Here is a 21,740-nt window from a genome sequence, read left to right as displayed (position 1 = left end):
TTGAATAGTGAATGATTCAACTCTCTTTATGTATTTTTCTTATTTATTGCGGGACCTGTGCTTTTTCATAAATCAGGCCTTCGGCTTTTAATTCCTGCCAGAAACCCATAGGTATATCGGCATGCAGGGCTTCTACATTATCCATTACTTGCTCTTTTTTGCTTGCTCCGGGAATAATAGAAGCAAACTCATCAGCGGCTAATACAAAATGAAGAGCAGCATCAATAATACTTATGTTATATTTTTCTGCAATAGATGTCATGCGGGCTCTTTTCTCATACATCCCTTTTGGGATCACATCTTTATAATTGTAGCGTTCTCTTCCTGCCAGATACCCTGAATTGTATCCTGCTCCTGAAACAAGTTTTACCCCTGCTTTTCTCACAACGGGAAGCAGCCGGTCCACCGCATCTTCATGTTCCAGAATAGAATACTGGGTTGCTGAAAGACAGATATCCGGATCGGCAGAATCAATACAGTCTAAAATAGGTTCTATCTTATTCACACCCATTCCCCATGCTTTGATAACTCCCTGTTCCCTAAGCTTTGAAAGAATCTTAAAAGCCCCTTCTCTTGCCTGTTTCAGAAAATAAGGATAGCGGTCTCCTACCTGATCTTCAGACAGGTCATGAATGTAAACGATATCAATATGGCTCAGTCCGGTTCTTTCCAGGCTGTCTTCAATAGATTTTTGCACAGCATTGGCTGTATAATCATGAAAGAAATCGTAGTGAAGAGGATTTTTCCACATGGTAGGTGGAACTTCAGATTCAGAAACCTCATGAAAAAGTCTTCCTACTTTGGTTGAAAAAATAAAGTCACTCCTGTCTTTATCCTTAAGAAAATCTCCGAATCTCCGCTCACTCTTGGTCAGTCCATACCACGGAGACGTATCATAATATCGGATTCCTGTATCCCAGGCTGTTTGCAGTATCTTATGAGCCTGTTCATCTGTAATATTTTCAAAAGCCGTTCCTATCGCTACTCCACCGAGTCCCAGTCGGTGCTTTTCTGTTAAAATGTCTGTTTTCATATGAATATATTTAAAGTGTTGGATTCTTAAACAGGCTGCAAACATCGTGCGAAAAGTTAAAAAGAAAAACAGATTGCAAACCCTGAAACTCTTGTTTCTCATTAAAATAAGGTGGGTTTTGTTGTTTTAAACATTATGTTAAATATTTACTTTGTAACTTCTTTGGTCTTGTTATTGAATCATTTTCAGTATACCATTTCAATAACAAATTATTATGAAAAAGCATATTCTAATCGTAGGAGGAGGATTTGCGGGCATCAATCTTATCAAATCTCTCAAAAATGATAAAAGGTTCAAGATAACCCTGGTTGATAAGAACAATTATCATTTTTTCCCGCCACTCATCTATCAGGTTGCTACTTCCTTTATAGAAGCTTCCAATATCAGCTACCCTTTCAGGAAACTCTTTTCCAACGACAAACATGTGAAATTTCATATGGGAAGCCTGTTGAAAGTAAACCCTGAAAATAAGACCATAGAAACTGATACAGGAAACCTGAACTATGATTATCTGGTATTGGCATTAGGAACAGAATCTAATTTCTTTGGAATGGAAAATGTAAAGAAATGTGCCCTGCCTATGAAAAATATTGAAGAAGCTCTTTATCTCAGAAATCATATCCTGCTGACCCTGGAAGAAGCTGCCCGGAATAAGGACATCAAAGAAGCAGAAAAACTTCAGAATATCGTTATTGCCGGAGGTGGTCCTACAGGAGTAGAACTGGCCGGGATGCTGGCTGAGATGGGAAAATACATTGCTCAGAAAGAATATCCTGAAATAAAACTGGGGCTTTCTAACCTTTACCTGATTGATGCTTTACCTACCTTACTTTCACCAATGAGCCAGCTGGCTCAGGAAACAGCCTATGAAAAACTGAAAGAATTAGGCGTTAAAATTCTGCTGAATGTTTCAGTAAAAGATTACACTGATCATAAAGTTATTCTAAGCGACGGAACATCTATTGAAACGGAGACCCTGATCTGGACTTCCGGAGTGATTGGAAAAGAAATCCCGGGGTTGCCGGAAGAAAGCATTGGAAAAGGAAGAAGAGTTTTAGTAGATGCCTATAATAAAGTAGAAGGAACGGCCAATATCTATGCATTGGGAGACCTTTCTTTAATGCTGGCTGAAGAAAAATTTCCGAAAGGACATCCCCAGCTTGCTCAGGTTGCCATTCAGCAGGGGAAAAATCTCGCTGCCAATTTTAAACGGATAGAAGACGGAAAAGTTCTGGAGCAATTCCGGTACAATGATAAAGGCAGTATGGCCATTATTTCAAAATACAATGCTGTGGTAGATCTTCCAAAGCATTCTTTTAATGGATTCATAGCGTGGCTCACCTGGCTTTTCATTCATATTATTCCTCTGGTAGGATTCAAAAATAAAATTCAGATGGCAATGGACTGGTTCCGTCTGTTTATCACCAACAATCCATCCATCAGGCTTATTCTCTTTCCAAAAAGAAATACAGGGAACGGATAATTAAAAATACCAACACTTAAATCTCTATTAATATGAAAAATCAAAGAAGACCTCCTTTTTTTGGAGAAACAGTAGTCATTACAGGTGCTTCAAGTGGTATTGGGAAGGCTGCAGCAGAAGCTTTTGCAGAACAGGGAGCAGATCTTGTGCTGGCAGCAAGAGGTGAAGATGCTTTGAAAGAAACAGCAGAACTATGCAGGAAACTGGGCGCTACGGTGATCGCTGTTCCCACAGATACTTCTATAGCCGAAGACGTTGAAAATCTAGTTAAAGAAGCCCTTGAATTTAGTGGTAAAATTGATTACTGGGTGAATAATGCCGGAGTGCTGGCATTTGGTAAATTTGAGGAAATTCCGGTTGATGTCAGCGATCAGATTGTGAAAACAAACCTGCTGGGATATATGCACTCGGCCCATGCAGTGCTTCCTGTCTTTAAAAAACAGAAAAAAGGAGTCTTGCTTAATAATATTTCTATTGGCGGATGGATGCCTGCACCGTATGGAACAGCCTACACCGCCTCAAAATTTGGAATCCGCGGTATGGTGGAAACCTTACAGGGAGAAGTTTCAGATTTTCCTGATATTCATATCTGTGCGCTTTACCCGGGATTTCAGAAGTCATCAGGAATAGAACATGCTGCTAATTACTCAGGAGTAAAACTCAGTACACCTCCTCCTTCATTTGATCCGCGTAAGCTGGCCGCTTCTATTGTAGAGACTGCCAAGAATCCAAAAGAAGCTACCTATCCCGATTGGTCCGCAGTGGTATTTAAAAACCTGTATGAAATGTTTCCGGGAGTGATCCGCTATGTTTCTTCAGCAGGAATGCGGATGGTTATGAAAAAAGCACATCACGATAAAAACACCGGCGGGAATGTACAGGAACCTTCTAAAGGAAATATGGGAATTGATGGAAAAACATTGTTCTCTATTCCTGCAAAACCTTTGATCTGGGCAGGTGCAGGACTTATTGGAGCTGTGGTTGCAGGATTATTATTAACAGGTAATTCTAAGAAAACAGGATAAAGTTTGTCATAGCTAAAGATCATGAATAGAAATTGAGAAAGGTGTTTTTAGGTGTTTTTGTAAGATATTTCATAAATTTACGGAGCTGTATCCATTCATAGCAGCATAAAAATGTTTCCAAGGTGAAAATTCACAACAAAAAAAAGTACCTGAGCTTCCTTAAATTTAAAAGAGATTTCCAGAAATACGGATTAGAAAAAGCACGCAGTTATGAGCTTATTCTGCATTGGCTGAACAACAGGCTGAGCCGAAATCAGTTCCTTGTTCTTTCCGGGATTCTGGTAGGCTGCACTGCGGGTCTTGCGGGAGTTATTCTGAAAACGCTGGTACACTATATCCACAATTTCATTACGAATAAAGTCCATTTTGAATATCAGATATTGTTCTATATTGTTTTTCCTTTTTTAGGAATTGTTTTGACCACTATGATTGTTCTGACCTTGTTCAAAGGACAGGACCGTAAAGGTATCGGGGCTATTCTCTATGAAATTGCACAGAATTCCAGTATCGTAGCTTCCGTTAAAATGTATTCTCAGGTGATACAGAGTGCAGTTACCGTAGGATTGGGAGGTTCTGCAGGGCTGGAAAGTCCTATTGCCGTTACCGGAGCTGCTATTGGCTCAAACTATGCGCAGACTTACAGATTAAGTTACAAAGAACGTACTCTATTGCTGGCCGCAGGTGCTACAGCAGGGATTGCTTCGGCGTTCAATGCGCCGATTGCCGGAATTATGTTTGCCTTTGAAATTCTCCTGACGGGAGTGGTTTTTACAGACTTTATTCCTTTGGTGGTGGCTGCTGTCTGCGGAAGTCTTTTGTCGAGGATTTTGCTTCAGGAAGATGTTCTTTTCAGGTTTTATACAAGAGATGCATTCAACTATAAAAATGTTCCTTATTATCTTATCTTAGGAATTGTAACAGGCTTGTATGCCCGTTATTTTGTAATTATTTCTCAAAAAGTAGAACATTTTATAAAAGGGCTTCAGCTTTCCAGAATGCGAAAAGCAATGTTTGGCGGCGCTGTACTTTCATTGTTGTGTGTTCTGTTTCCTCCCTTATTCGGAGAAGGATATGAAACGGTGAAAGCATTTACCAACGGAAATACCCATTCTATTATTGAAAACAGTTTTTTCAGGTATTTTGAGATCGGAGAATGGACAATTATTATATTTTTAGTTCTGGTATTGCTGTTAAAAGCATTTGCCACTTCTTTTACGATATTCAGCGGAGGGAACGGAGGTAATTTTGCTCCGTCGCTTTTTGCAGGAGGGACTTTAGGGTACTTATTTGCTCTGGTTTGCCAGCACATAGGTTTTACAGACGTTCCGGTAACAAATCTTGTTCTGGTAGGAATGGCCGGAGCAATGAGTGGTGTATTATACGCTCCTCTTACAGCGATATTTCTGATTGCTGAATCCAGTTTCGGGTATGATTTGTTCATTCCTCTGATGATTGTTTCTGTGATGTCTTATCTTATTGCCAAATGGTTTTCCCCAATTTCTCCGGAACTGAAATCTTTAGCCGATGAAGGAAAGATATTGACCAATAAACATGATAAAAACCTTCTTTTTGCTTTGAGAACGGAAGATTTTATCGATCAGTATTCTCAGACGATTAATGAGAATGCTTCTGTTACTGAACTATTTGAAATGGTAAAAAACGGAGATAAAAATATTTTTGCCGTTGTAGATGATAATAAAAAGCTAAAGGGAATCCTAACCCTGGATGATATAAGACCTTATCTTTTTAACAAGGAAATGGATGCTTCCCAGCTGGTTATTCAGATTATGAAAACTCCACCGGCTATACTCCACCGTGACAATAAACCGCTGGATATTCTTCAGACTTTTGATGATACAGGCGTATGGAACCTTCCGGTAGTGAGTGAGAATAATGATTTTATAGGCTTTATTTCAAAATCTTCAATACTGATGAGCTACAGACAGTTGTTGAAAGAATATTCTGATTAATTAATAGCTGAATAATCACAATTGTGGCGAAAATTCAAAGAATTTTTGACGGGGTGGTTAGCGTCGTCAAATAATAAAAAAATCCGTTCATCACTGAACGGATTTAATTTTAGTCTATAATGAAAGTTGAAAAATTAGTTGCTCGCTTTATTGAGCAGATCAATATCTTCCTGATCCAGAATAAGTTTTGGAGCATTGAATACCGTTTCAAGCTGTGATGCACTTGTAGCACTTACAATAGGTGCTGTGATCAAAGGATTGGATAATAGCCATGCCAGAGAAACCGTCCCTTGGGTAGTATTGTGTTTCGCACTTACCTGATCCAGTGCTTTTAATACTTCAAGCCCTTTATCATTTAAATATTTTCTTACGCCTTCACCTCTTGCGCTTTTCGCAAGGTCCGCTTCATCACGGTATTTACCTGTTAGAAAACCTGCAGCAAGAGACCAATAAGGAAATACGCTTAAATCAAACTGTTCTGCCAAAGGTGCATAGTTTCCCTCAAAACCTTCTCTTTCCATCAGGTTATAATGAGGCTGCAATGCAACATATTTGGGAAGATTATTCTTTTCTGCAGCTTCAAACGATGCTTTTAATCGTTCCGGTGATAAATTAGAAGCCGCAATATAACGAACTTTTCCAGCTTTAATGATCTCATCATAAGCCGAAAGTGTTTCTTCTACCGGAGTGACATTGTCATCAAAATGAGTATAATAAAGATCAATATGATCAGTCTGAAGCCTTTTCAGCGACTCATCTACTGATTGTAAAATATGTTTTCTGCTGATATCATAGCCATGTTCTTTGGTTTCAGAACCTACTTTGGTTGCCAGAACGATGTCATTACGGTTAGAACGGCTTTTCATCCACTTTCCGATGATCTCTTCAGACTGTCCTCCTTTCCCGTTCACCCACCATGAATACGTATCTGCAGTATCTACAAAATTGAATCCTGCTTCTGTAAAACGGTCCAGTATATCAAAAGACTGTTTTTCATCCAGTGTCCATCCAAAAACATTACCTCCGAAATTGATTGGTGCAATCGTTAAATCGGTGTTTTTGATCTTTCTTTTTTCCATAAAAATAATTTTACTAAGTGACCTCTAAGGTAAGGAATATTAAACCTGATGAATATTCAAAATAGCCATTCCCGTTATAGTTATTATTAATGAAAATACTGATGTTTACAAGGTTTTTTTGATTATTATATATTGAAATAATTAGAAGTTGGATAAACGCAAAGGCGCAAAGAATTTTATTTGTACCATCGTAAGGCGCAAGGATTTTATCTCCGATAAAATTAGATACCGTAAAAATTAGATACACGCTTGCTGAAAATCTTTGATTTTCTAGCGCCTAAAAATTAAAAAGTAGGATTTATAAACCTTTGCGCCTTTGCGATGTTCCAACAATAACATTTTTATGAAATTGATTAGGAGTTGGAAAAACGCGAAGGCGTAAGAACTGTTTATCTGTAATATCCTTTTAAGGCGCAGGGGTTTTTATCTCCGATAAAATTGTGTACCGCAAAAAAATATATGCTTTGTTGGAAATATTTGATTGCCTGCATTTATATTTCCCCAACAGAACAACTCAAAAAAACAAAAACAGCCTCCGCGTTGAAAGCTGTTTTTATTATCTATCAATTAAAAAATACGGTTATTTTTCAACCTGCGGAACCTCAATAGCAGTAAGCTGAAGTTTATATTCCTGTAATTGCAGGTTGATGGTTGATAATCCGTTGCCGAAGAATGATGATCCTTTAAAAAGATCATGATAATATTCTATTCCTTCAAGTATATTTTTCTTAAAAGTATTCCATTTTTTTGTTTGGGCATGGGTAATCTGTACTGATGATGTGATTTCCTTTCTCAGATACTCCACATACATTTTCAGTTCGTTGATAAACATATTCGGACGCTGGGTATGGGAAAGAATATTGGTGTTTCCATAAATATGTTTTACCATGTCTGAAAGCGAAACTTCCTTGTCAAAAAAGGCAATATTGGGTCCGGGACATATCACAACACCTTGCTTTTCACCTTTGATTTCAATATTCTGCTCCATATAGGCAGCATTTACAAGTCCTACACACAGACAGGCTTTATCGGTAATCTGAGATTTTCTTTTATCGAATTCCTTTTCTGTTAAGGCTTCACGGTCTGCATACAATTCTTTCAGTTTGATGTCCTGATATTTTTTAGAAGCGGTACAGGTTCCTTCAGGAGAGAATTCTTTGCTTAATGCCAGAAGCTTTTTCGGACATGAACTGCCGTATTTGCCTTTGCCCTCTTTTTCATATTTCAATATTTCATTAGAGGTTCCTTTTACCGTGTTGAAAGGTACTCCCAGAGGCGAAATATTACTCAGATACAGATCCTGTTCTTTTGATTTCACAAGCAGATTTCTGGTTTCTGTGTCTACAGAGGTTGCTTCCGGCACCAGTAAAAACGGAGAGCCCCATCCTACACTGTCTACATTGTAATGGGCCAATAGAAACTCATGCTCTTCGGAAGTTCCTACTCCGCCCTGAACGGTAATTTTCATTTCTAAAGGTTCAGAAACCCCAGGCTTTCCTTTTTGTTCCAAAGCGGCTGTCATTAAGGTATGTGCCGACTGTACCAGATCATTTTTCTTTTGCTTGAATTCCTCCATGATCGGTCCGAGAAGTAATCCTTCGGTTGCAAAAGCATGTCCTCCGCAGTTCAAGCCGGATTCTATTCTGTATTCTGAGACCCACAATCCTTTTTTAGCCAGAAAATTTCCCTGGATCATTGCTGAACGGAAATCACTTACTTTAAGGATTATTTTCTTTTTGATATTTCCGTTTTCATCCGGATAAAAGTCTTCAAATTCTTCCATATAGCTGTACAGACGAGGATTCATTCCTGCAGAAAGAACCATTGATGAGGACAGTTTGCTTTTGGCAAATCCGCGCAGTGAAGCATGGGCATCATTATACATTACCGGAAGCTGCTCATTGTTCTGATAATTGTCCTTATCCACTTTCGTCATGATATTGACGTCAATGCTTCCTGGTTTCAGGTTGGACTCTATGAAGTTTTTGATATTGGAGCTCCAGTTATCTTTTTGATTGATAAGATTCTGAAGGCCGGTTTTAAGGTCCGAAGTATTCGGAAGTATGGCCATGAAGTCTTTTAATGCCTCTGTATTTTTGCTGATTTCCTGTTTGAAAGATTCAAATTTTTCATTCACGATATCATCCACCATATCCAGATAGGCAGTAACTCTTCTTGCCCTGTAATCGTCTGTTTTTGTTGAGATCCCAAAATAGTCAAGATTAAACTTTTTGTTATAAAAGTTTTTCATCTTTTCAAGGATTTCATCATCAATGATAGAGATCACAGAAGAAATTCCATATTGTGCAACACGGATCGGGCTGTCTATAGTGTAAGCCAGTCCCATTACCGGAATATGGAAATTGTGCAAAGGTTTTTTTGTCATAAATTTTCGATAAAAGTTCTTTTCTTATTCATCTAAAAAATCCTTTAAAAACTATTCACTTCTTAAATATATTATTTTAAAATGAATTATGCGTTAAATAACATTTCTCAATGCTTAAAACATGTCAAATGTCATGTTTTTGTAATTTTTAATGCAAAGTAACATGACTAAAATGCATATTTTGAGGAAGCAAAGAGATGCGACCTTGTCACTGATAAAGGCTTGATTATGAATGCTTTGTATTTATTCTTTTAAAGGTAAAAAAATCAGCCGGCTGACTGATCTTTTCGTATATGTTTTATTTTAACCACAAAAGGCACAAAAGTTTTGAACATTTCAGTTTTTTAAGAGTTAGCTTTATGTATCATAAGTACACCTAAGTTTTATGAAAATCTTTGATTTTCGTCTTATGTGAACTTATTTACGTTAATATTTTAAACTTACTATAACTAAAGTGTTTTAAAATGAAAGCTTTTGTGCCTTTTGTGGTTATATAAACTGAATAAAAAACCTTAGCTTAAATTATTCTGCTTTGTTTTTAAGCATCATCAGAAGGCTGTACGCTCCTTTCTGTACAATTTTCTTATCCTTTAAAGCATCTGCTTTTACAATCTCAGTAAATTGATCATCTGAAATTCCGGTTGCTACTGGAATCATTTTGTAATTGAATTTTCCGAGATCTTCAAAAACATAATTTTTATTTTCAAAAGAAACTACCGCCTCGTTCGGAAGGCCTTGTGTGTAACGGCTGCTGATATTAACTTCAGCATTGATATACATTCCTTTTACAAATTCAGAATTTACCGAAGACAACTTAGCAATTGCCGTTGCTGATCCTCCATTTTCAATACTTGGAACTACACTGACGATTCTGGCGTTGGATTTCACATCCGGATTCTGATTGTTGTACACTAAAATTTCCTGACCTACTTTCACGTCATTCACATCATGTTCAAAGATTTTTAACTCCAACAGCAATCCTGCCGGGTTGATCAGTTCAAACAAAGTATCTGCCGGATTGATGTATTGTCCGTTATTCACAAGAATCTTACTTACAAAACCGCTAAACGGAGCGTAAATATTGATCTTACTTCTGATATTCCCGGTATGTAGACCTTTGGCATTGATTCCGATGATTCTCAGCTTTTCTTCAAGCCCTCTTAAAGTAGCATTCAGGGTAGCATAATCTGCCTGAGCGGTCTGCATCGTCTTATCACTGCTGGCTTTGCTCGTATTAAGGTCTTTCTGACGGTTAAAGTTCAGTCTTGCCGCTTCAAGTTGTGCTTTTGTCACCAGATAATCCTGCTGAAGCTGTATAAACTGCGGATCTTCTACAACAGCAAGAACCTGCCCTTTGTTGAAATGACTTCCGTTAATTACGTTAATAGACTTGATGTGTCCGCCCATAATACTGGAAACCGAACTGATGTGGGAAGGCGCAATTTCTGCTTTTCCGTTCAGTCTTACCAGCTTTTCCATATTCCTGTTCTGAATGGATGTGATGGTAATTCCTACAGACTGAACTTGTTTTTCCGTAAGATGTACCGAATTTTCATTGTTTTTGGTAAATTTTGTGTTTTCGTAAACCGTTTTTTCTTCTTCTTTTTTCCCTGAACATGAAGATAAAGTAAGGATTAGGATAAGGCTGTATATTGATATATTCTTGAAATGCATGACGTTGTTATTTTGAAATTAAGAAATTAAGTTCGGCACCGATTTGATTCAGTTTTTCCAGCTGATCGATATAATCTGCCTTCGTTTTTACGGCCTGGTTCACCAATATTACCCAATCCAGATAATCAATTTCTCCTACTTCCATCTGTTTCTGGGCTGTCTTTAAAATAGTCTCAGATTTTAGAAGCTGTTTTTGTTCATAATTTTCAATAATTCTCTGTTGGTTCATATAATTATTCAGCTGCTGTTTCAATCTGTTTTTAAGTTCAATTTCTTTTCTTTGGAATTGATTTTCAGAGATGGCAATTTTTGCCTGTGCCGCCTTTGCCAAAGCTCTTTGTCCTTTTGTAAACAATGGAATTCCTACACCTACCTGCACTGAATTGAAACGGTTGTTATTGATGTTTTTCATGCTCTGATTGGTGTATCCAACAAGAAGATCCGGAAGAAGTTTACTTTTTTCCAGCTGCACTTCGGCCTCTCCTACTTTGATCTGTTGCTGCAGATATTGAAGTTCAGGATGTTGTTTTACCATTTCCTCGGAAATCTGAAGCCCGATATTCATTATCGGTTGATCAGCAACCGGCTGGTAAGGAGTTTCTGACTGAAGCAATAACTGAAGCTGGAGTTTTGCCATATTCAGATCATTTTCAAGACTGTTCAGCTGTATTTTTACCTGTTCTTTCTGGATTTCTGCGGTTGATTCTTCCAGAATATTGGCTTCTCCTTTTTTTAATCTTAGTCCGGCCTTGTCAGCAAAATTATTGTACATCTGGCTGATGTATTCCAATACTTTTTTCTTTTCCTGAAGCACCAATATTCTGTAAAAAACGTCTGTAACCTCTTTGGTAAGCTGTGTTTTGGTAAGGTTTTGATTAATGATACTCGCGGACCATTCTGCATCCAGCATCTGCTTTCTTTTTGAATATACCGTAGGAAAACTGAATCTTTGAGAAATTCCGAATGAATTATCGGTTTCTTCTCCCTGAATCTGTCCAAATCCTCCTGTAACTTCCAACTGCGGAATATCCAGATAACTGCCCTTGAGTTTTTCCTGATAATCTGATACTAATTTTGAGTTTTTAAGGATGCCGTTTTGCTGATAGGCCTTTTCCAAAGCCTGGTCGTAAGTAATGTTTTCCTGAGCCTGAAAACTTTTGAAAGAGATCAGCAGTAAGAAAATTGACAGTTTTTTATAATTGGTTTTTTTAGAGAATTTCATTTTATCTTTATTAATATTTTCGAACAAAACATAGAGAATAGGAAGTACAAAAAGAGTGAGAAGTGTAGCAAGCATCAATCCACCAATAACAACGGTGGCCAAAGGTCGCTGTACTTCTGCTCCGGCACCGTTGCTGACTGCCATAGGAAGGAATCCTAACGAAGCAACAAAAGCGGTCATTAAAACGGGACGAAGCCTGATTTTTGTGCCTATCAGTACAATTCTGTTGGTATTGGTTATTCCGTTCTTTTTCAATCGGTTAAACTCTGATATCAAAACTATTCCGTTAAGTACTGCAACTCCGAATAAAGCGATAAATCCTACCCCCGCACTGATACTGAAAGGCATTCCTCTCAACGCCAGGAAATAAACACCTCCAATGGCTGACAATGGAATGGCAGTATAGATCAGTAAGCTGTGTTTTACAGAACCGAAAGCAAAGAACAACAGCAGGAAGATCATCACTAATGAAATCGGCACAGCTACTCCAAGTCTGGCTTTGGCTTTATTTAAATTTTCAAAGGCTCCTCCATAAGAAACGGTATAGCCAGGTGATAATTTCAGGCTTTTAGCAGCCTTTTGCTGAAGCTCTTCCACTATACTCTGAACATCTCTTCCTCTTACGTTAAACCCTACGATAATTCTTCTTTTGGTATCTTCTCTCTGGATCTGGTTCGGACTGTTTTTAAGCTCAACTTTTGCCAATTGTGACAATGGAATCTGCTCTCCTGATGAAGTAGGAATTAATAGATTCTGAATACTGGTGATGTCTTTTTTATGTTCATTATCCATTCGGACAACAATGTCAAACTTCTTTTCTCCTTCATATAAAGCGCCTGCCGTCTGCCCTGCAAAAGCCATATTGATAACCCTGTTGATATCTGCTACAGAAATATTATAGCGGGACAGTTCTGAACGGTTATAATCAATCACAACCTGTGGAGCTCCTACAACGGGCTCTATATAAAGATCCTGGGCACCTTTTACCGTATTGATAATGCTTCCCATCTTTTTTGCGTAAGCAGCAAGGCTGTCCAGATCTTCCCCATAGATTTTGCATACCACATCCTGTCTCGCTCCGGTCATTAATTCATTGAAACGCATTTGTACCGGAAACTGGAAGCTGGTGGTCAATCCCGGAATAACGCTCAGTGCTTTACTCATTTTGTTGGAAAGCTCCGGGAATGTTTTGGCGGAAGTCCATTCCTTTTTAGGTTTTAAAACAATGATCATATCCCCGGAATCCATGGGCATTGGTTCTGTAGGAATTTCTGCACTACCAATCTTCATGACCACCTTTTGTATTTCCGGAAACTGGGTTAAAAGGATGTTGGCTGCCTGGGTGGTTGCTTTTTTGCTTTCGTTGATATTGCTTCCCTGAAGGATTCTCATTTCAACCGCAAAATCACCTTCTTCCAAAGATGGAATGAATTCTCCACCCATTCTGGAAAGGGTAAAAACAGCACCAACAAACAGTACAAATACTCCCAGAATAATGGTTTTTCTATTTTTAAGGGCTTTTATCAGGAATTTCTGGTGACCTGTTTCCACTTTACCCATTACGCGGTCTGAAATATTTTCTTTTTCCTTCTTTTTTCTGCTCAGTACCAGAGAACTCATCATAGGAATATAAGTAAGGGAAAGAATAAATGCTCCAATCAGTGCAAAAGCAACAGTTTGAGCCATTGGTTTAAACATTTTCCCCTCAATTCCCTGAAGTGTAAAAATCGGAAGATATACAATTAAGATAATGATCTGCCCGAAAACCGCACTGTTCACCATTTTGGTAGCGGAACCGGAAACCTGGTCATCCATTTCTTTTTTGCTGAGCATATTGTCTTTTCCGAAATGCTTTTTGTGGGCCAGCTGATGCAGTACCGCTTCCACAATGATGACGGCTCCGTCTACAATAAGTCCGAAATCAAGTGCTCCAAGGCTCATCAGATTTCCTCCTACCCCAAAAATATTCATCATGATGATTGCGAAAAGCATGGCTAAAGGAATTACAGAAGCTACTAATAATCCCGCTCTGAAGTTTCCTAAGAATAAAACCAGAATGAAAACAACAATCAAAGCTCCTTCCATCAGGTTTGTTTTTACTGTACTGATGGTGTTATTTACCATTTTTGCACGGTCAAGGAAAGGTTCAATGACAACGCCTTCAGGTAGTGATTCCTGAATTTTTTCCAGTCTTTCTTTAATATTCCCAATCACTACATTGGCATTCTCCCCTTTCAGCATCAGTACAATAGCTCCGGATACTTCTCCGGTATCATTATAGGTCATGGCACCATACCTTGTCGCATACCCTATTTTCACAGAAGCAACATCTTTAATATGCACCGGAATACCTTCTTTGGTTTCCGCCACCTGAATACTCCCGATATCATCCGTAGTTCCCAGAAGCCCTTCACTGCGGATAAACAGAACCGTTTCTTTTTTCTCAATATAGGCGCCTCCGGTATTTTGGTTATTTTTCTCCAATGCTCCAAAAACATCGTTGATATTGATATTGAATGCCTGAAGTTTGTTTGGATTAATGGCAATTTCATATTGCTTCAGTTTTCCTCCGAAGCTGCTGACATCCGCCACACCTTTAGTTCCCAGAAGCTGCCTTCTGACCACCCAGTCCTGGATGGTTCTGAGTTCAGTTTCATCATAGACATTTTCATATCCTTTTTTTGCTCTTATGACATATTGGAAAATTTCCCCCAATCCTGTGGAAATAGGGCCTAATTCCGGTTTACCGATTCCCGCAGGAATGTTGTCCTGAACAAGCTGTAAACGTTCCTGAACCTGTTGACGAGCCCAATAGACATCTGTCTTGTCATCAAAAACTACCGTTACTAATGAAAGTCCGAAACGTGAGAAACTTCTAAGTTCGGTAATTCCGCTGATGTTACTTGTAGCCTGTTCGATAGGAAATGTAACAAGACGTTCTATATCTGCCGCGCCATATGAAGGCGCTGTGGTAATGATCTGGACCTGATTATTTGTGATGTCCGGCTGAGCATCTATGGGAAGTTTGGTGGTTTCATAGACCCCAAAAAGAACAAGCCCCACTGTAAACAGAGCAATGATGAGTTTATTCTTTACAGAAAACTCAATAATTTTATTTAACATGGAAAAAACTATTAATTGATAGCCCGGAGTGTCTTATAAAAGCTGCTGAAGTCTTTATTTGTACGATCACAGAAGACATTATACCCGCAAATAAGAATATCTGCCTGATACTCATGTGCTTTGTTGTAAACTTATCATCATGAAAAATTTACAACAAAATTTAGTAAAGACATCATAAACAGTGTTATAATGCACAACAGGTTAAATTGATGTAATAATAAATAGACTGCTTTAAGGCTAAAGCATGTCAGTGTAAAATCAATTATGAAAGCCGTGGAGGCTGGAAAATCTGGGAAAGATAATGATTGGAGAAATCTTTTTCCTTATAGATGCTGTTTTTCTTGGAAACAGTAATTTCTTTAGGCTTTTTTATTTCAAAAGTCAATTCCGGAAGCTGGGCATGTACAGTCAGTACGATGGGAGGATTGATAAATGGCAGCTTCTGATCAGTATCCCAGTCAGAATCCTGTTTGTGATTATCATAATGTTCCATGACAAATTCTGATAAGCTTCCTTGGTATTCCATAAAATGTTCCACAAACATAGGTACCTTCAGTACTTCCCCCGCATTGGTGGTAGCCAGCACATACATCATCGAGCATAATATGGAGAACCATTTTAACATGAGTGCAAATATAGGGCTTAAATTTTTCCTGAACAGGCTCTGGTATTAATTTTTTGATAATTTTAGCTAGTTTAAAAATGGTTTAAATAAAGAATAGTCATTCCTGATCATGTTAGATTTGTCAAACAAAAAAATCATAGTTTTGACTTCAACCTGCTTAGGGTTTCCTGAGAAATATTTAGATAGGAAGCTACCATTTTATTAGAAAGCCGGCGTACAATAATTGGGTTTTCTTCCAGTAACTGTTTGTATTTTTCAAGAGCGTCCTGCACCATAAAAGACATTAGCCTTTTGGTGTTAGCAATACAGGCAATTTCAATATAAATTCGGTAAAATTTTTCCCATTGTGGGATAATGTCTAATAAATGATAAAAATCCTGATGGGTAATATAGTATACCTCCGAATCTTCCACAGCCTGGAGAAGTTCATCAGAAGGTTCCGAAGTAATAAAGGTATGAAGCGCTGTAGCAAACTGATTTTCAAAAGCAAAATATCTTGTAGAATCCTGTCCCTCCTTATTAATGTAAAATATCCGTAAACAGCCTTTTACAACAAAGAATGTTTTTTTGGGAGAATGAACATTGGTAACGAGAAGCTCGTTCTTTTTTAATTTGACAGGTTTGAAATAAGAAAGAATAACCTTCAATTCTTCGTCTGTTATTGATATTTTGCTTTTAATATATGAAACTAATACGTCTTCCATTTATTTAAATCAGTCGCAGCAAATGTAGTAATAAATATGTTAAAATTTACTGCGGTTCCAGCTTCTTAAGTGCTTTCAGATGATTTCCCTTCCGGTTGTCCTGCTCTCCAATAAGAACATGCATATATTGCATGAGGATCCCATTGCAGGGTTGTTTTAAAATAAGTACGAAGTTCATGTACTGTTGAATATTCTGCAGCGATATACACATATTCTTTCAAAACTCCGGGTGGAAACTGAACCGATTTTACAGCTTCTGAAAGCCGGCTTCCCTCTTCCGGATGAGGATTATGAAGCCATTCGACGGATGTATCTGCTGCGGAACACAAAATAAGTTCATCTTCCTTGCCTGCCACCTCTAATAGTATTTTTGCTGATATATAAGGAGGAAACTGCTCTGCAATAGCGCAAATAACGGGCAATGCTGTTGCATCTCCTGCCAGCAGATAAAAATCGGCATCAGGAACTAAAGGTCTTGTGCTTTCTTTCATTCCGATTTCCAATGAATCACCCGGATTCGCCTGTAACGCCCAGGCAGAAGCAGGTCCGTTATCACCATGGGCAACAAAATCTATACTTAATTCCCGGTTTTCCAGATCAATTTTTCTGTTGGTATATGTTCTGATTAAAGGAGCGCTTCCCTCTTCAGTTGGAATAAATATTTTATTATTAGAACCAGACCGTACATTAGCCAGCATTTTAGCCTGATTTTCATCAATTTCAAATGCTACACGGATAAGATGTGGAGTGAGATATTGTTTATTTTTAACGATAAATGCGGAACGTATTTTTTTCGTTTTCTCTGCTTGAGTGATTATAGAATTTTCCATTTTTTTATTTTTTATTACATAATAGAATGATCATAGATACAATACAGCTAATGCCTCCGAAAAGATAGACTGTCTGATAATTGAACCAACCGGCGATCAGTCCGGCAATGGGTCCTGCTAATCCTAACGAAAGATCAACAAAAGCAACATATGCTCCCAATGCTGTTCCTCTCATTTGTGGTTTTACTTTTCGAATGGCAAGAACTCCCAGAGCCGGAAAAATCAATGAAAATCCAACCCCGGTTAATCCACATCCGATAATGGCCAGTGTTTTGGAGGCAGACGTCCAGATCAGCAGCTGCCCTGCCACTTCAATAATCAGAGAGATCAAAGCAATCTTAAAACCTCCGTATTTATCCGGAAATGAAGCAAAGAAAATCCGGGTAAGAACATAACATATTCCGAAAATCATAAAAGCAAGTGATGCATCCCCCCAATTCTTTTGTGAGAAAAATAATGCAATAAAAGAAGCAATACATCCAAAAGCCATTGATGAAAAAGCAAGGCTCAGCCCCTGGCCTGATATCGCACCGATCACCTTATAAAAAGGCGTTCGTACATGATCTTTATCTACAGGAATAGAAGGAAGTTTTGTAGTAGAAAGCGAGCTTACAAACGGAAGCAAAGCTATGAGCATAAAAGCAGACATGATGTTGTATTCCCTACTCAACCAGATACTTAAAGGAGCTCCTATGGCAATTCCCGCATACATAGCAATACCGTTCCAGGTCATTACTTTTCCGGAGTTAGAGTGTCCTGCAAGTCCTATTCCCCATGTTAATGCTCCGGTAACCAGAAAGCTTTCGCCAACACCATGAATGATTCTTGCCAGTAGCAGAAAGATAAGTGCCGTCAGCGGATGAGCCTGAAACAGCACTGCCAGTACATAAACAATCCCGGCAATAACAGCTGATACCACACCGGACATTTTACTTTTCTTGGCTCCTCTGGTATCTGTAATTTTTCCGGAATATGCGCGGGTTAAAAGTGTTGACAACGACTGGAGACCAATAACAAGCCCCACAATAATGCTGTCAAAGCCTAGTGTGTTCTGGACAAACCCGGGAAGTACTCCCAAGGCAATTCCTATCGTAAGATAAACCCCGAATACCGAAATGATAATAGGAGCAGTCGCCTGATAGAAATTAATAGTCTGCCCTTTTTCTAATGTTGTACTCATAAATTTTGTTTAAAATATTCGGGTGCAAAGGTCCCTGTACAACAAATACTAAACTTTGATCTAGATCAAAAAAGGCAGAAAATTGTTATTCAAAATCTAAAAAACCGTCGGTAAGCTGTTTCCATTGTATTTTAGCGGTTCCCATTATTCCTCCGGCAGCGATAACAAGATTTCTGATGACATCAAGGAACCCAGCATTCAGATTGGGTCTTTCATTTCGTCCATACACTGCGGCTTTTAAATGACCAGGACTTTTTGATATCATAAAAGTAGAGGTTGATCCGGAGCTGTAAAAATGAGCAATATGGCGATTTTTTTTGTCTTCCGGATTTCTGGACGGTCTGCAGGTCATTGTTATGCATTCAGCAAAACTGTTCTCATAAAAACAGATATCTGTAATCTCTACCCAATCATATCCTTTGGCCTCAGGCTCTCCCGGTCCCGGAATATCAATTCTGATAAAATCTCCTTTCTGGGGTTCACGGTCCACCGGATGGCCGCTGAAATCGTAGAGTTTGAATGCTGCAAATGCGTCCCCACAATAGCTTTGCCACTTATTGACTGAGAAAAACCGTTCTTTTAATGTTTCAAATTTCAACGACATGGATTCCTGATCAAATAGTTTTCTGGTTTCCGTATCATGAAAACCTCCGAATCTTTGTTTAGGAACTCCCTTAAATTTTTTTGGACTCATGCTGTATGTTTTGGAGAAATTACTGTAAAAATCTTATAGAATTTTATGAGTAGAGTCACAAAAAAGTTAAACATTTGTTTAGATACTGTGTTAAAGAAGCTTTATTTTTATAATAATTCACTTTTTGCAATTTTTCTGTTGAGGCTAAAAAACGGCATACAATTCATCAGGGCGCGAATTATATTTAGCAGGATATGTTTTTTATGTAAAGAATTCCGGAATCCTAAACAAAACTAAAATCGTTTAGAGAATAATTATTTTTACTTAAAATAAATAATTTTTAAAAAAAATGAGCTTATGATGTTTTGCATAATATGATTTTTGTTTATATTTGTGAATCGAAATAATTTTTTTTCATCATTTGTGTTTTTTTAAGGTCTCCATTCGTGGAGACCTTTTTGTTTTCAATAATATCATAATTGAATATTGACTACTGAAGTGGAAAATGATGTAAAATGTGAATTATTCTATTTTTTAAACGAGTCAGTTACTTTTATATAAAGGAATACTTAAAGTTTTAAGATCTCAATAACTCTCTTTTTTACGGTATTTCGACCAGCTCTGTAGTTGCTTTAAACGGCTATTGAATTGTTTTAACAAAATCTGTAGGTCTGAACTGCATCACAGACAGAAAGCTTCTGGTATAAGCCTGTACACTCCTATACCCTACTTCATAAGCTGTTTCTGAAATGGTAAGATGACCGGCACTCAGAAACTCCAGACTTTTAATGATACGAAGCATCTGCTGGTATTTACTTAAGGTGAGCCCGGTTTCTTTTTTGAAAATACGTTCCAGTGTACGGAAAGACAAAAGGGCTGTATCGCTGAGATCTTCCATCTTAATTTCTTCCCGATAGTGATGATGAAGATGCTCAATAACTTTTGTAAGGCGCTGATCTTTTGGAAGACTGATATGAAGAGTTAATGAATGCTCCACAAATTGTGGAAGTTCGTTGAACAATGCTTTCAGAAATAGGTTTTCATTATCATCTGAAACCGTTTGCTTAGACCATTTTTCTGCATATTTTATCATTTCTTTTAAAACCGGGGGAACAGAAAATACATTGATTTCATTATAAAAAGTTTTTTTTGTCCTGATATCAGCAAACATGATCATTAGTTTGATCTTTTCAGAATGTGAATTGGTTTTATGAACCGCATTTGGAGGAATCCACACCGCATGATTTTGTGGAAGCAGATAAATTTTTTCATCAATGGTGATGTACTGAAAACCGCTTTCCACATATACAAGCTGGCCTTTCTTGTGATGGTGAAGAACATCATCATGAACCCAGTTTTCTTCAAACCATACAAAATAAGGTTTCTCAAGATCATCTATTTTTATATTGTCGTTAGCGTTCATGTCGTTTTAGGTTAAAACTTTGGCAAAATTAAACAAAATTACTATACTAATTTTGCAGAAAAGTTTTTATCATGATGAAGAATGAAGTAAAAAAGAATGCTTCGTATGTTTTGTTAATCATTAACGTTCTGGTAGTTATATTAATTTCCAGTAACCTGCGCTCTCCGATTGTGGCAGTAGCTCCTGTATTGGGTGAAATAAGAGAGGCATTGAAACTGGATAATTTTCAGGTAAGTCTGCTTACCTCTATTCCACTGTTTATGTTTGCGGCCTGCTCAGTATTGGTGAGTAGATTTTCTAATAAGTTCGGAATTAGTAAACTTCTGATGTATTCCCTGATTATTTTAAGTTTTGGCTTATTTCTACGTATCAGCGGATCCCTTTGGCTGTTGTTTTTAGGTTCTGTATTCATTGGTTTAGGGATATGCATTGGAAATGTGGTTACTCCTGGATATGTTAAAAATAATTTTCCGAATCAGATTGGCCTTATGACGGGGATTTTTGCAGTATCCATGAATCTTACGGCAGCTTTGGCTTCTGGTTTTAGTGTAAAGATCGGGGAACTGACGGGTTTTGGATGGAAAGGTTCTTTAGGAATCTGGCTTATTATTGCAGCATTAGGTTTTCTTGTTTTAACATTGGAATTTATCTTTAATAAAAGAAATCAAAATCTTCCTAAAATTGCACTCACTACTTCTGGTTTTAATATGTTCAAATCCGCTCAGGCATGGAATATCAGTATTTTTATGGGCCTGCAGTCTTTATTTTATTACTGTCTGGTGACCTGGTTGCCTTCATTTCTTGCAGATTTTAATATGCAGGGAGAAAGTTCCGGATGGGTTTTCTTTGTGATTCAGATTACGATGATTCCTGTGACATTCTGTTGCCCGATTATTGCCAGCAAGATGAAAGATCAGAGGCTGATGATTCTTTTTATATGCACTCTGATGTTCGGAAGTACGATGATGTTTGTGTTCCTGAAATCTCAGTGGATTTATGTGAATGCCGTGATCATAGGAATTTCCAACGGTTTGTCTTTCAGTTTATCTATTCTGTTTTTTTCTACGAGAACGAAAAGCAGCATCAATGCTGTTAAGATTTCCGGAATGGCACAGTCTGTTGGATATCTGATTGCTGCATTTGGTCCTCCGTTATTTGGAAAATTGCATGATTGGGATGTTTCCTGGAACAGCTCATTTTATTTATTGAGTTCTGCGGTACTGTTAATGCTCCATTTCGGAATGAAGGCTGCGAGAAATAAATATGTAGAAGATTAGTCATACGTTTAAAGGATAGAAATCAATTAATTATTGCTTTCTATCCTTAATTTTTTTGATTTTTCAAACAGT

The 21,740-nt window shown here is 37.8% G+C and carries 15 protein-coding genes; 4 read left to right on the top strand and 11 right to left on the bottom strand.

What is annotated here, in order from left to right:
- Window positions 1–43 precede the first annotated feature (43 nt).
- Window positions 44–1,033 (bottom strand): aldo/keto reductase, encoded by a 990-nt coding sequence (locus tag FN817_RS04905; RefSeq protein ID WP_142716962.1) that lies wholly within the window; start codon window positions 1,031–1,033, stop codon window positions 44–46.
- A gap of 214 nt (window positions 1,034–1,247) precedes the next feature.
- On the opposite strand from FN817_RS04905, the gene FN817_RS04900 reads away from it, so the two are divergent.
- From FN817_RS04900 to FN817_RS04890, 3 genes are all read left to right on the top strand, one after another.
- Window positions 1,248–2,516, top strand: coding sequence for an NAD(P)/FAD-dependent oxidoreductase (locus FN817_RS04900; RefSeq protein WP_142716961.1), 1,269 nt, complete (start codon window positions 1,248–1,250; stop codon window positions 2,514–2,516).
- Between the two features lie 32 nt (window positions 2,517–2,548).
- Window positions 2,549–3,541: an SDR family oxidoreductase gene (locus FN817_RS04895; protein WP_142716960.1), complete on the top strand. Its 993-nt coding sequence runs from the start codon at window positions 2,549–2,551 to the stop codon at window positions 3,539–3,541.
- Between the two features lie 122 nt (window positions 3,542–3,663).
- On the top strand, window positions 3,664–5,511 hold the full coding sequence (locus tag FN817_RS04890) for a chloride channel protein (protein WP_142716959.1): 1,848 nt from the start codon (window positions 3,664–3,666) through the stop codon (window positions 5,509–5,511).
- 134 nt (window positions 5,512–5,645) lie between these two features.
- Here the strand turns inward: FN817_RS04890 and FN817_RS04885 are convergent, their stop codons facing one another.
- The 10 genes from FN817_RS04885 to FN817_RS04840 form a co-directional block, all read right to left on the bottom strand.
- Complete coding sequence (locus FN817_RS04885) at window positions 5,646–6,590, bottom strand: aldo/keto reductase (RefSeq protein WP_142716958.1); 945 nt, start codon at window positions 6,588–6,590, stop codon at window positions 5,646–5,648.
- A 580-nt stretch (window positions 6,591–7,170) separates the two neighbouring features.
- On the bottom strand, window positions 7,171–8,976 hold the full coding sequence (locus FN817_RS04880; protein WP_142716957.1) for a hypothetical protein: 1,806 nt from the start codon (window positions 8,974–8,976) through the stop codon (window positions 7,171–7,173).
- A 522-nt stretch (window positions 8,977–9,498) separates the two neighbouring features.
- A complete protein-coding gene (locus tag FN817_RS04875) occupies window positions 9,499–10,650 on the bottom strand; it encodes an efflux RND transporter periplasmic adaptor subunit (protein ID WP_142716956.1) in 1,152 nt (383 codons plus the stop codon).
- A 7-nt stretch (window positions 10,651–10,657) separates the two neighbouring features.
- Window positions 10,658–14,995, bottom strand: coding sequence for a CusA/CzcA family heavy metal efflux RND transporter (locus FN817_RS04870; RefSeq protein WP_142716955.1), 4,338 nt, complete (start codon window positions 14,993–14,995; stop codon window positions 10,658–10,660).
- A 262-nt stretch (window positions 14,996–15,257) separates the two neighbouring features.
- Window positions 15,258–15,620: a hypothetical protein gene (locus FN817_RS04865; RefSeq protein WP_142716954.1), complete on the bottom strand. Its 363-nt coding sequence runs from the start codon at window positions 15,618–15,620 to the stop codon at window positions 15,258–15,260.
- 134 nt (window positions 15,621–15,754) lie between these two features.
- Entirely contained in the window at window positions 15,755–16,324 is a 570-nt protein-coding gene (locus FN817_RS04860; RefSeq protein ID WP_047423014.1) for a Crp/Fnr family transcriptional regulator, read from the bottom strand.
- A gap of 65 nt (window positions 16,325–16,389) precedes the next feature.
- On the bottom strand, window positions 16,390–17,154 hold the full coding sequence (locus tag FN817_RS04855; RefSeq protein WP_142716953.1) for a siderophore-interacting protein: 765 nt from the start codon (window positions 17,152–17,154) through the stop codon (window positions 16,390–16,392).
- A gap of 4 nt (window positions 17,155–17,158) precedes the next feature.
- Window positions 17,159–18,334, bottom strand: coding sequence for an MFS transporter (locus tag FN817_RS04850; protein ID WP_142716952.1), 1,176 nt, complete (start codon window positions 18,332–18,334; stop codon window positions 17,159–17,161).
- An 85-nt stretch (window positions 18,335–18,419) separates the two neighbouring features.
- A complete protein-coding gene (locus FN817_RS04845) occupies window positions 18,420–19,028 on the bottom strand; it encodes a hypothetical protein (RefSeq protein ID WP_142716951.1) in 609 nt (202 codons plus the stop codon).
- Window positions 19,029–19,608: 580 nt separating this feature from the next.
- Window positions 19,609–20,391, bottom strand: a complete 783-nt coding sequence (locus FN817_RS04840; protein ID WP_142716950.1) for a helix-turn-helix domain-containing protein — start codon at window positions 20,389–20,391, stop codon at window positions 19,609–19,611.
- A 71-nt stretch (window positions 20,392–20,462) separates the two neighbouring features.
- Between FN817_RS04840 and FN817_RS04835 the strand changes: the two genes are divergently transcribed.
- A complete protein-coding gene (locus FN817_RS04835) occupies window positions 20,463–21,668 on the top strand; it encodes a CynX/NimT family MFS transporter (RefSeq protein WP_228451474.1) in 1,206 nt (401 codons plus the stop codon).
- Window positions 21,669–21,740 lie beyond the last annotated feature (72 nt).

This window comes from Chryseobacterium rhizoplanae, from assembly GCF_900182655.1.
Lineage (GTDB): Bacteria > Bacteroidota > Bacteroidia > Flavobacteriales > Weeksellaceae > Chryseobacterium > Chryseobacterium rhizoplanae.
This window is presented reverse-complemented; position numbering and strand designations above follow the sequence as displayed.